Below are 12628 nucleotides of genomic sequence, written 5' to 3'. Positions count from 1 at the left end.
ATAGCGGTGTGTCAGCCAATGGATTACTTAACTGATCTTCCGCCATCGCGAGCAAGCTCGCTCCCACAGGGGCTTGTGTCCCACAAGGGCTTGTGTGGTCTGGAATTACCGGCCCAACAGCTGCAACCGCTGACGCACCGCCGCTTCGATCCCAGCCTCATCCAACCCGCATTCGGCCAGCATCTGTGCAGGCTTGGCGTGTTCGACGTAGTGGTCCGGCAGGCCCAGGTGCAGCACCGACTTGAGGATGTTCTCCCGAGCCAGGAATTCGCTGACTGCCGCACCGGCGCCGCCCATGATGGCGTTTTCTTCAATGGTGACCAGCAGTTCATGGCTGCCGGCCATTTCGCGCACCAGGGGTTCGTCCAGCGGTTTGACGAAACGCATGTCCACCACGGTGGCGTCCAGGGTTTCGGCGACTTTCAAGGCTTCGGCCAGTTGCACGCCGAACACCAGCAGGGCGGCCTGCTTGCCCTGGCGGCGGATCACACCCTTGCCGATTTCGATCGGTTCGAGGTCGGCCTCAATGGTCGCGTTCGGGCCGTTGCCGCGGGGATAGCGCACCGCCGCCGGGCCGTTGAACAGATGGCCGGTGGTGAGCATCTTGCGCAGTTCGTTTTCATCGCTCGGGGTCATCACCAGCATGCCGGGGATGCAGCGCAGGAACGACAGGTCGAAACTGCCGGCGTGGGTCGGGCCGTCTTCGCCCACCAGGCCTGCGCGGTCGATGGCGAACAGCACGTCGAGATTCTGCACCGCGACGTCATGCACCAGTTGGTCGTAGCCACGTTGCAGGAAGGTCGAATAGATCGCCACCACCGGTTTTGCGCCTTCGCAGGCCATGCCGGCGGCGAGGGTCACGGCGTGTTGCTCGGCAATCGCCACGTCGAAATAGCGCTGGGGGTAACGTTCGCTGAAGGCCACCAGGTCCGAGCCTTCCTTCATCGCCGGGGTGATGCCCACCAAGCGCGGGTCAGCGGCAGCCATGTCGCACAGCCATTGGCCGAACACGCCGGAATACTTCGGGCCGCCGGCCTTTTTCGGTGCGGCGGCCGGGGCGTCCAGGGGGTCGAGCTTGGTGATGGCGTGGTAGCCGATCGGGTCGACTTCCGCCGGGGCGAAACCTTTGCCTTTCTTGGTGACCACGTGCAGGAACTGCGGGCCCTTGAGGTCGCGCATGTTGCGCAAGGTGGCGATCAGGGTGGGCAAGTCATGGCCGTCGATGGGGCCGATGTAGTTCCAGCCCAGCTCTTCGAACAGCGTGCCGGGCACCAGCATGCCCTTGGCGTACTCCTCGGTCCGACGAGCGATTTCCCAGGCGCCGGGCAGGCGCGACAGGACCTTCTTGCTGCCTTCGCGCATGCTGGCGTAGGTACGGCTGGAAAGGATTTTCGCCAGGTAGTTGGAGAGCCCGCCGACGTTGCGGGAGATCGACATGTCGTTGTCGTTGAGGATCACCAGCATGTTGGCGTCGACTTCCGGCGCGTGGTTCAGCGCCTCGAAGGCCATGCCCGCCGTCAGTGCGCCGTCGCCGATCACGGCAATGGCCTTGCGCTCGCTGTTTTGCAGGCGGGCGGCAATCGCCATGCCCAGGGCAGCGCTGATGGAGGTGCTGGAGTGACCGACGCCAAAGGTGTCGTACTCGCTCTCGGACCGGCGTGGGAACGCCGCGATACCGTCCTTCTGGCGCAGGGTGCTCATGCGCTCGCGACGACCGGTGAGGATTTTATGCGGATAGGCTTGATGGCCGACGTCCCATACCAGTCGGTCGTCCGGGGTGTCGAACACGTAATGCAGCGCGATCGTCAGCTCGATGACGCCCAGGCCAGCACCGAAATGCCCACCGGTCTGGCCGACCGTGTAGAGCAGTTCCAGGCGCAACTCATCGGCCAGGGTGTCCAGCTCGGCTTCACCCAGGCGACGCAGGCCGTCCGGCGTGTTGGCGCGGTCCAGCAGGGGCGTGGTCGGGCGCTTGCGGGGAATCTCTTGAAACGTCGTGGGCATCAGGCGAATCGTTATAGGTATAGAAAGAGGCGGCAGTTTACCTTATGCATCGCAAGCTGCCCACGCGTTGGCCGGAACTTGGCCGATACGCAGTCTAAAGGGGTTGACCCCGTTTCAACTGCGTCGTTCGACGATATAGCGTGCCAGGTCGCGCAACGGCTCGGCCGCCGCGTCAAAGGGTCGCAGCGCCGTCAGGGCCTGGTCGCGCAACTCCAGGGCGTAGGCCTTGGCCGCGTCGAGGCCGAGCAGGGCCGGGTAGGTCGGTTTGTCCCGGGCGATGTCGGCGCCCTGGCGTTTGCCCAGGGTCTGGGTATCGCTTTCGACGTCGAGGATGTCGTCCTGCACCTGGAACGCCAGGCCGATGGCTCGGGCATAGGTCTGCAAGGCTTGCAGTTGCCCGGGTGTGGCCCGCCCGCTGGCGAGGGCGCCGAGGCGCACGCTTGCTTCGATCAAGGCGCCGGTCTTGTGCCGGTGCATGTATTCCAGCGCGCTCTGGTCCAGCTTCAAACCCACCGAACCGAGGTCGATGGCCTGGCCGCCGACCATCCCGGCGGGGCCTGCCGCCAGCGCCAAGGTGCTGACCATGTCCAGGCGGATCTGCGCCGGGCAATCGCTCAGGGCCGGGTCCAGCAGGGCGCTGAAGGCCAGGCTCTGCAAGCCGTCGCCCGCGAGGATCGCGCAGGCTTCGTCGAATTGCTTGTGGGTGGTGGGCTGGCCGCGACGCAGGTCGTCGTCGTCCATGGCCGGCAAATCGTCGTGGACCAGCGAATAAGCGTGGATCAGCTCCACCGCGCAAGCTGCGCCATCGGCCTGTTCGGCCTGGCCGCCCAAGGCTTCGCACGCAGCGTAGGCCAACAGTGGACGCACACGCTTGCCGCCGTTCATCACGCTGTAGCGCATGGCTTCGTACAGCCGAGAAAGCTCAGGGCTCGGGGCGCTGAACAAGGTGTCCAGTGCCGCATTGACCCGGGCCTGACTGCCGGCCTGATAGGCACCGATCATTCAGGCTGTTCCGCGTCGAAAGGCTCTTCGGTCAGCTCGCCATCACGCTCGAGCAGCAATTGCACCTTCTGTTCGGCCTGGGCCAGCGCCGCCTGGCAGTCGCGAGTCAAGCCGATGCCTTGCTCGAAGGCGGTCAGCGAGTCTTCCAGCGACAATTCGCCGTTCTCCAGCCGTTCGACCAGCGTTTGCAGGTCGGCCAAAGATTGTTCGAAGTCCAGTGCAGCTTTTTTACGGGCCATGGCGGCGATTCCGGTTGACTGTTAAACGGGCGCGACACTAGCAGACATGGGGTTTTGGGGCAAATCAGGGCAGGGTAAATCGAAGCGCGACGGTGGGCTTGCACCGACCTGCTTTTGTGGCGAGGGAGCTTGCTCCCGCTGGGCTGCGAAGCAGCCCCCAACCTGCTGGGATCAAGTCGGATTGCGACTGCTGCGCCGTCGAGCGGGAGCAAGCTCCCTCGCCACGGGATTTCAGCCAACTGGATAACTGACCCGATACCGGGTACTGCGTCCACCGCCAGGCATTCGCTCCAGGCAGCCTTTCTCCAGCAGTTCCGCCAGGTGGCGGGTCGCGGTGGCCTTGGACACCTTTGCCACCGCTTGGTACTGGGCTGCACTGATACCGCCCTCGAAACCTCTCTCCCCGCCGTCAAGCATTCGGTTGAGGACCTTGACTTGCTCTGGCGTAAGCGTGTTGTCGCGATGCACCTGCCAGAACCTCGCCTTGCTGAACACACTGTCGATCCGCTTCATCGCCTGCTGGAGGCTGCGCAACAGTGTCTGCAGAAACCAGCTGAGCCAGGGGGTTACATCCAATGTGTCTTTCTGGCTGGTCTCCAGGATCCGATAGTAGCCGGCGCGGTCATCCAGAATGCTGGCAGACATGGCATAGAAGCGAATGGCTTGGGCTTCTCCTTGGGCCAGCGCCAGATCGGTGAGGGTGCGGGTCAGGCGACCATTGCCATCGTCGAACGGATGCAGGGTGACAAACCAGAAGTGAGCGATACCGGCACGCAATAAAGGATCGAGTCCGGCCTGATGACGGCTGGCCTCGAACCAGTCGACGAATGATTGCAACTGTTGCTCGAGCCCTTTGCGAGGCGGCGCTTCGAAGTGCACGGTAGGGCGGTCCAGTCTGCCCGAGACCACTTGCATCGGTTCGTCGCCGCGCAACGTGCCCACGCGGATCTGCCGATGGGCAAGCTCGTGCGCCTGATCAGGAAACAGCCACTCGTGCCATTCCTGCAGGCGTTGGAGTGTCAGTGGTTGATCGAGGTGGCGGGTCGCGTCCAGCAACAGATTCGCCAACCCTTCACTGCGCTGGCTGACCGGGTTGTCATCCACCTGCTCCAGGCCCAGGCGTCGGGCCAGGGATGAGCGGACTGCCCCCACGTTCAGTTGCTCTCCTTCGATGGCCGAAGACGTCACGATGTTTTGCAGCAGCGCGTCCAGTTCATTCTGAGCGCTGAGCGACGCCGTGACGGCGCTGGTCATGCCCAGCAGTTGGCCTTGGGCTTGCACGCATTCGCGCAGCAGTGGCGCCAATGCCTCGGCTTGCCAGCGAAAGTCGGGCCAATCGGGCTGTTGCCAGATCCAGTAAGGGGTCATGCGCCTTGTCCAAAAGTGGATGAGCCGAATAATAACGCTATTCGGCTCATCCGGTGAGCCGAATAAATTCTCTATTCGGCTCATGGCACCCTCAGTACGTGATTTCCCACACAGAATCGCGCGTTCACCGATTGTGAATAATCAGCCGAATCGCTAACCTTCGCGGCATCTACGGCCCCCTTGCGACGGGGCCTTCAGACGAAACCCGAATAATGACAAGCAGCGCTGAGGAAGAGCGCCGGGTTGCGTCATGCATGGCAGGAGGCATACGTGCGTTTTCTTTCATTATTGATCGTGCTGATGGGCGCGCCGATGGCGTGGGCGCAGCCTTCGGCTGAGCTGTCGGAACCGGTGGGTGGCTGGCGCTACAGCGGCTTGCTCGATCGTACTGAAAACCCGCAGGTTGCCTACCCCACACCGCCCATCGACCGGGGCGTGCAGCGCAACCGCACGATGATCGAAGGTCGACTCAAGGCCATGGGCACCGCCCGTCCGCCCCATAGCCTGGCAGTCAACGGCAATCCACTGAATCTCTATACCGACGACGAGGGGCGTTTCGCCCGGCCGTATGCGTTCGGTGCCGGCTCCAATAGCGTTGAAGTGCGCAGCTCCGAAGGCCAGTCCCTCAAGCGGGTGCAGTTCTATGAAGCCAATCACCTGCGAACCCCGGCGCAGATCCGCGTGGTGCTGGGCTGGGACGATCCGAAGGCCGAACTCGATCTGCATATCGTCACACCCGACGGCCAACATGCGTTTTTCGGCCAGCCGGCGCTGAGCAACGGCGGCGGCCTCGATCCCGATGGCGTCGATGGCCCCGGCCCGGAAATGTTCACCATGACCGCGCCAATGCACGGCACCTACCTGGTCTACGTGAACTATTGGGGTAACTACGGCAGCGGCGGCTACAACTTCGATGAAACCAGTAACCAGAACGAGGTGATCACCTCGCAGATCAACCTGGTGCTCAACGAAAACACCGTCAATGAAAAACGCGAAACCTTTGTCGTGCCCCTGCGCGCCATTGGCGATCTGTTGCTGGTCAAGACTTTCAACTACTAAGTATTCCGCTCCACGGATGAATAGGCCCTTGTGAATATGAGCGACAACACTGCTTCCCCGACCACGCCGACCCCTGTCGCCAAACCTGTGCGCCGCTGGCCGGCGCTGCTGATCGGGCTGTGCCTGGTGGCCGGTGTCGCCGCCGGGTTGGGCTGGTTCATGACCAAGCCCAAGGCCCCACCCATGGAGTTGGCGTTGGACAAGCTCGGCCTGAGCCGTCCCGACGGCTTGCTCGAGGCCCATTCCCTGAGCCAGTTGCCCAAGGACCTGCTGGCGGTGCCGTTCCTCAAGGCCACGCTCACCGAGGATTTCGTCTTCTATTACGAGGCCCACGCCGACCGCCTCGGGCTGATTGGCAGCCTGCGCCGGATCATCTACGAGCATGACCTCAAGCTGCAGGACAGCCTGATCGAGCAGCTGTTCGACCAGCCGGCCGATGTGGCGCTGTGGCGCGGTGCCGACGGGCGGCTCAAGGACTTCCTGTTGGTGATGGACCGCAGTGGCTTGGCGAAGGTGCTGGAGCCGTTGGCGAAAGTCGCCTTGGACGACACCCAGTTGAGCAAGCTCGGCGACCTGAAGGTGGGTGGCGATGAGGTCGCGCTTTACCAACTGAGCTATAACGCCAGCAAATCCCTGGCCTTCGCTTCCCATGGCGACAAGATGGTCGTGCTGTCGAATCCGACCAAGCTTTACGACAACGGTAACGGCCCTATCGATGAGCCCGGCATGGTCTCGACCCAGGCCCTCGAAGCGCTGCTGGCCGGTGAAAAACTCTTCCCCGAAGCCTTCGGCCTGCCGCCCAAGGCGCCGGAGGTCAAGCAACGCATCTCGGTCAACGCCAGCGTGCTCGCCATGGGCTACCAGCGTTTCATCCCGAACTTCGCCGGGTTGCGTTTCGACATGGACGACCAGGGCTGGCACAGCTTCCTGGCCATGGACGAGCTGGAAAACCAACCGGACTTCGACTTCAAGCCAATCTGGCAAGCCATGCCCATGGGCGCCAGTGCCTGCGTGACCTTGCCCCTGGCCGCTGAGCAACAGAAGCCGCTGTTGGTAAAACTCGGCGCCGACGACAAGGCCGCCCAAGCCATGGTCGACCACATGGCCGGCGCGGCGGGCCTGTGCTGGTACGCCGATTCGCGGTTGTACACGCCGCTGCTGGTGGCGAGCCTGAACGAAGACGACGGCAAGCTCGATGCCGACCTGGGCAACCTGTTCGGTTCGATGGTGGGTGCCTACGAAAACAACGTCGTCGAACATGCGTTCCCCGTGGTCGAGAAGCAAGAAGGCTCGACGCACCAATGGCAGCGTCAGGTCAGCTCGAACTTCGGCCCTTACCTGGCCAAGGACGCAGAGCAGCCCGATGCGATCACCGGCAAGGCGTTCATGCGGGTCAGCCTGGCGCGCCACGGTTCGACCCTGCTGTTTTCCCTCGACGACAAGCTGGTGGACAAAGCCCTCGGCACCCTCGACAAACGCTTCCCGCCCATGGCTGACGTGGTGCCCAAGGACCTGCTGATGCCGTTCTACTTCGGCCCGGACGCCATGGCGCAACTGATGCAGCGCGAGACCCTCGACAGCCTGCCCCAGGACATGGAGCCGGTGTTCTACAACGCCGCGCAAACCTACCTGATCCCGAAACTGCGGACCCTTGGCGGCTACGGCAAATATGCCCTGACACTGCCCGAAGGCAGCGAGCCGGACGGCCACTGGCAGTGGTTGCCGCTGGAATGGAAAGCCCTGTGACAGCGCTGATCCGCAACCCTCACTGGATGTTGCTGCTGGCGCTGCTGCTGGGCGGCCCGGCGTTGGCCGTCGAGACGCCGTCGCTGGATGTGCAGCAGTCCCAGGTGTTTCGCGCCTGGTTCGTGCGCATTGCCCAGGAACAGCTGACCAAAGGCCCGAGCCCGCGCTGGTATCAGCAGGACTGCGCCGGGCTGGTGCGCTTTGCCGCCAACGAAGCGCTGAAGGTCCACGATGACAAATGGCTGCGCAGCAACGGCCTGTCCAATCGCTACCTGCCACCGGAACTGCCCCTCAGCGATGCGCAACGGCGCCTCGCCCAGCAATGGCAGCAGGGCGGCGGCAAGGTCGGCCCCTACGTCAACGCCATCAAGCTGATCCAGTTCAACAGTCGCCTGGTGGGCCGTGATGTCGCCCAGGCCCGTCCCGGCGACCTGATGTTCTTCGATCAGGGCGACGACCAGCACCTGATGATCTGGATGGGCCGCTACATCGCCTATCACACCGGCACCACAACCCCTACCGACAACGGCATGCGCTCCGCAAGCCTGCAACAACTCATGAACTGGAAGGACACCCGATGGATACCCGACGCAGCCAACCCCAACTTCATCGGCGTCTATCGACTCAACTTTCTCTCCCAATGACCGGTGCCCGCATGCTGCGCTTGTGTTCAAAATTGCCCCTGCTGTTTGCCTTGTTGCTGGCACCTGTCGTGAACGCCGAAGACACCGTGGAGCCCAGCGGCTACACGCCGGTGGCCGGTGAAAGCTTCTTCCTGCTGGCCGACAGCAGCTTTGCCAGCGATGAGCAGGCCATGGTTCGCCTCGAAGCGCCGGGTCGCGACTATCGCCGGTTCCGCATGGAGCCCTACGGCGGCGCCGATATCCGCGTCTATCGCATCGACAAGCCGCTGGACTTCCTCAAGCGCCAGAAGAATCTGCACCGGGTGGTCAGCGACGGCCAGTTCAAGGGCGAAGGCCTGTCGAACACCCTCGCGTACCTGTGGGACAACTGGTATCGCAAGTCTCGCCGCGTGATGCAGCGGGCGTTCTCCTATGAGTCTCGCCAGCAAGTGACCGAAGAAGTGCCGGAGCTGAAGATCGGCGACGCCCTGGTGGCGCCGACCCCGTACGACGCACCGGCACAATTCGCCTTGATCCCGGGTCTGCCGGTGGTCAGCCAGTTCCGTTATCCGCTGTGGCAAGCCAAGCCGATCCAGCCGCCAGCGGGCGTCAACCTGGCCGGTTCGTCCAGTCAATTCGTCAGCGTCGCGCCGGGCAACGTCTACGTGCCGCTGGGCCAGTTGAAACCGGGCCTGTACTTGGTGGAAGCGCTGATTGGTAAGTACCGCGCGACCACCATGGTCTTCGTTTCCAACACCGTGGCGGTCAGCAAGATTGCCGGTGACGAGCTGCTGGTCTGGGCCGCACGCAAACATGAGGGACGTTCGGTGCCCAAGGTCAACGTGCTGTGGACCGACGGCCTGGGTGTGATGAGCAGCGGTGCCACCGATGAGGACGGTTTGCTGCGCCTCAAGCACGTCAGCCCGGAGCGTTCGTTCGTCATTGGCGAAGACGAGGAGGGCGGCGTATTCGTCTCCGAGAACTTCTACTACGACAGCGAAATCTACGACACCAAGCTCTATGCCTTCACCGACCGCCCGCTGTATCGCCCGGGGGATTGGGTCTCGCTGAAAATCGTCGGCCGTGAGTTCAAGAACGCCCGTGATTCAGTGCAACCGAGCGCCGCCGACGTCAATGTCAGCGTGTTGGATGCCACCGGCACCGCCCTGCAAACCCTGGCCCTGAAGCTGGATTTCAAGGCCGGTACCCAGGGCCGTTTCCAACTGCCGGAAAACGCCGTGGCCGGCGGCTATGAGCTGCGCTTCAGCTACAAGGACCAGCTCTACAGCAGCGCCTTCCGCGTGGCCGAATACATCAAGCCGCACTTCGAAATCGCGCTCAACCTGGCCAAGCAGGATTACCGCACCGGCGAGCCGGTCAAGGGCAATCTCGTGCTGCTGTACCCGGACGGCAAGCCGGTGGCCAATGCCAAGGTGAGCCTGAGCCTGCGGGCCCAGCAACTGTCGATGGTGGATAACGAGCTGCAATACCTGGGGCAATTCCCGGTCGAGCTGACCAGCAGCGAAGTGACCACCGACGCCAAGGGCAACGCGACCCTCGATCTGCCGGCCGCCGACAAGCCGAGCCGCTACACCCTCACCGTGTTCGCCAGCGATGGCGCGGCGTATCGGGTCAAGACCACCAAGGAAATCCTCATCGACCGTGGCGCGGCGAATTTCCGCCTGAGCGCGCCCCAGCGCTTCAGCGCCGTCGGCCAGAAGGTGGCGTTCAACTACGTCAACGAAGGCGGCAACGAACAAGCCAAAGCCGTGACACCGGGCAGCTACGCCTGGGTACGGCTGGAAGACCAGAGCACTGGCGAAGGCAAGCTGGCGGCCAAGGACAAGGGCTTCAGCCTGACCTTCGACCGTCCGGGCACCTACAACCTGACGCTCAAGGACGACCATGGCCGGGTCATTGGCGCCGCCGCCCACGCAGTGACCGGTGAAGGCATCAAGGCCGTGCCGGGCACTGTCGAGATCGTCCTCGATAAAGCCGAATACAAGGCCGGCGACGAAGCGCTGGCCCTGATCACCTTCCCGGAACCGGTCAGTGATGCGCTGCTGTCCCTTGAGCGGGACAAGGTCGAGGCCACGGCGCTGCTGTCCAAGGGCGGTGACTGGCTGACGATGGAAAAGCTCAGCGACACTCAATATCGAGCGCGCATTCCGGTGAAAGACGCCTTCGCGCCGAACCTGACGTTCTCGGTGCTCTACACCAAGGGAGGCCAGTACAGCTTCCAGAACGCCGGCATCAAGGTAGTTGCGCCGCAGATCGATGTGGCGGTCGTCACCGACAAAGCCACTTACCGACCTGGCGACACGGTGACCGTGGACCTGAGCACCCAGTTCGCCGGCAAGGCGATCCCGGCGCACCTGACCGTCAGCGTCGTCGACGAAATGGTTTACGCCCTGCAACCGGAAGTGGCGCCGACCATCGACCAGTTCTTCTATCACCCGCGTCGCAACAACGTACGCACCAGTGCCAGCCTGTCGTTCATCAGCTACGACGTGGCACTGCCGGGCAGCCCTGGCGCGCCGGGCAAGGCCAACCGCAGCGAGCGTGGCGTCAAGGTGCTGGAGCGGCCGCGGCGTGAAGACGTCGACACGGCTGCGTGGCAACCGGAACTGGTCACCGACTCCAGCGGCAAGGCCCGCTTCACCTTCAAGATGCCGGACTCCCTGACCCGCTGGCGCATCACCGCCCGGGCCATCTCTGACGACGGCCAGGTGGGGCAGAAGAAACAATTCATCGCTTCGGAAAAACCGCTGTACCTGAAGTGGAGCGGCCCGACCCGGTTCCGCACCGGCGACAAACCGCAGATGGGCCTGTTTGCCTTCAGTCAGGCGGAAAAGCCGCTGAAAGCTGAGCTGTTGATCCGTTACGCCGGTGCTGAACAGCGCGTGGTGGTGGAGCTGAAAAATGGCATCAACTACGTACCGCTGCCGGCCCTGGAACTGAGCAACGGTGACTTGAGCGTGCAGTTGCAGTTGAACGGCGAAACCCAGGACGCCCTGGCTGTACACCTGAACGCCAGCGGCAACGGTTGGCAGGTGACCCAGAGCCAGCGCCTCGACGTGGCCAGCGGCGATACGCCGTTGACGCTGCCCGCCGACGCCAGCGACATCCGCCTGCGCCTGGATGACAGCCCGCAAGCGTTGTTCCGTTCCGCCCTGGATGACTTGTTGAGCTACCCCTATGGTGGCGTCGAGCAGACCGCCAGCCGTCTGCTGCCATTGAGCATCGCCTACCCGACCCTGGCGTCGAACCCGCAGATCCGTGATCGCTTGCGCCTGATCATGCAGAACAGTCGCTTGCGCCTGGTGCAAATGGCCGGTCCATCGGCGAGCTTTACCTGGTGGGGCCAGGACGGCGAGCCGGATGCGTTCCTCACGGCCTACGCCTATTACGCCGACTGGCACGCCAGCAAGGCCCTGGACCTGAGCCTGCCGCCGGAACACTGGCAGCGGGTGCTGGAGGTCTACGCCAAGCAGGCCGGTGATACGCCGCTGCTGCAACGGGCGTTGATCCTGTCGTTCGCCAAGCAGATGCAGTTGCCGGTGAACACCTTGCTCAGCGGCCTGATGGACGATCTGGCCAAGGCCAGTGAAGACAGTACTGAAAGCGTGCTGGACAGCGGTGAAGACAGCCTGGTCATGAACGCACCGGATTCAGCCCTTGGCTTGGCGAGCGCCCGCGTATTGACCGCGTCCCTCGCCAAGCAGGCGAAGGTGCCGTTGCCGGCCGCCTTCAGTCGTCAGGTGGACGCCGCGCAACAGCAACTGGAGCTCAGCTCGCAGCCATTCGTCGAGGCCCTCGTCCTGTCGTTGCAAACCTTCGACCAAGCTCGCGCCAGCGCCCTGCTGGAACGTGTGCTGCCGCAACAGTCGACCCTGGAACGGGCCCTGGCCTTGACCTGGCTGCAAGGCAGCATCGAGCAGGCCGCGCCAGCTGTGGCACTGGTTCCGGGCGAAGGCTGGAAAGCCAAGCAAGGCGCCACCGGTGAAACCTACTGGCAATGGCAGGGCGCACAGTTGCCGACCCAACTGACCCTCACCGGTGCCCAGGAGCGTCCACTGCAAGCGGCACTGAGCTTCCAGAGCCAGCAAGCGCCGCTGGCGCCGATGGCAGTGTCCATCACCCGACGCTTGTCGCGCCTGGTGCCGGGCGACGAGGCCTTCACCTTCAAGCTCGAAGCCGTGGGCAACAAACCGTTGTCCAGCGACAGCCTCTACCTGGATGAAGTGATCATCAACAGCAAGGCGCCGACGCCGCTGCGATACGGCATGCTCGAAGTGCCGTTGCCGCCGGGCGCCGATGTGGAGCGCACCACCTGGGGCATCCAGTTGCTGGGCAAGGCCGACAGCGAACCGACTTCCCTGGAAAGGGCGCGATTCGAACCGGGCCAGATGGCGTATGCAGTGCCAGTGGATGCCCTCAGTGGCGAGCTGCGCCTGCGGCACTTGGTGCGCTTCTCCCAGAAGGGCCAGTTCACCTTGCCGCCGGTGCGTTTCACCCAGGTCTACGCGCCGCAGCATCAGGCGCGGGAACAGAAACCGGCGCTTGGTCAGGTCACGGTCAACTGAC

At 63.5% G+C, this 12628-nt stretch carries 8 protein-coding genes; 4 read left to right on the top strand and 4 right to left on the bottom strand.

The window, feature by feature from the left end:
- Nucleotides 1-105 precede the first annotated feature (105 nt).
- The 4 genes from dxs to QNH97_RS25235 all read right to left on the bottom strand — a co-directional run bounded on the left by dxs (nt 106) and on the right by QNH97_RS25235 (nt 4613).
- On the bottom strand, nt 106-2004 hold the full coding sequence (dxs, locus tag QNH97_RS25250) for a 1-deoxy-D-xylulose-5-phosphate synthase (RefSeq protein WP_283554404.1): 1899 nt from the start codon (nt 2002-2004) through the stop codon (nt 106-108).
- Between the two features lie 114 nt (nt 2005-2118).
- Nucleotides 2119-3006 (bottom strand): (2E,6E)-farnesyl diphosphate synthase, encoded by an 888-nt coding sequence (ispA, locus tag QNH97_RS25245; RefSeq protein WP_283554403.1) that lies wholly within the window; start codon nt 3004-3006, stop codon nt 2119-2121.
- The gene (locus QNH97_RS25240; protein WP_003185917.1) at nt 3003-3245 is read right to left on the bottom strand and encodes an exodeoxyribonuclease VII small subunit; all 243 of its coding nucleotides are present in this window, start codon (nt 3243-3245) and stop codon (nt 3003-3005) included. The genes ispA and QNH97_RS25240 overlap by 4 nt, the downstream gene beginning before the upstream one ends.
- A gap of 231 nt (nt 3246-3476) precedes the next feature.
- Complete coding sequence (locus QNH97_RS25235; protein ID WP_283554402.1) at nt 3477-4613, bottom strand: Fic family protein; 1137 nt, start codon at nt 4611-4613, stop codon at nt 3477-3479.
- 300 nt (nt 4614-4913) lie between these two features.
- On the opposite strand from QNH97_RS25235, the gene QNH97_RS25230 reads away from it, so the two are divergent.
- Genes QNH97_RS25230 through QNH97_RS25215 form a run of 4 tightly spaced genes read left to right on the top strand, consistent with a single transcriptional unit; the run spans nt 4914 to nt 12627 of the window.
- The gene (locus QNH97_RS25230) at nt 4914-5672 is read left to right on the top strand and encodes a YfaP family protein (RefSeq protein ID WP_283557552.1); all 759 of its coding nucleotides are present in this window, start codon (nt 4914-4916) and stop codon (nt 5670-5672) included.
- Between the two features lie 36 nt (nt 5673-5708).
- On the top strand, nt 5709-7418 hold the full coding sequence (locus tag QNH97_RS25225) for a DUF2138 domain-containing protein (RefSeq protein ID WP_283554401.1): 1710 nt from the start codon (nt 5709-5711) through the stop codon (nt 7416-7418).
- Nucleotides 7403-8062 (top strand): DUF1175 domain-containing protein, encoded by a 660-nt coding sequence (locus QNH97_RS25220; RefSeq protein WP_502944465.1) that lies wholly within the window; start codon nt 7403-7405, stop codon nt 8060-8062. Before QNH97_RS25225 ends, QNH97_RS25220 begins: the two co-directional genes overlap by 16 nt.
- Nucleotides 8059-12627 (top strand): alpha-2-macroglobulin family protein, encoded by a 4569-nt coding sequence (locus QNH97_RS25215; RefSeq protein ID WP_283557550.1) that lies wholly within the window; start codon nt 8059-8061, stop codon nt 12625-12627. Before QNH97_RS25220 ends, QNH97_RS25215 begins: the two co-directional genes overlap by 4 nt.
- Nucleotide 12628 lies beyond the last annotated feature (1 nt).

It is taken from the genome of Pseudomonas sp. G2-4, assembly GCF_030064125.1.
Classification (GTDB): domain Bacteria; phylum Pseudomonadota; class Gammaproteobacteria; order Pseudomonadales; family Pseudomonadaceae; genus Aquipseudomonas.
Note: the sequence above shows the minus strand (reverse complement) of the source record. Positions and strands in the feature narration are given on the sequence as shown.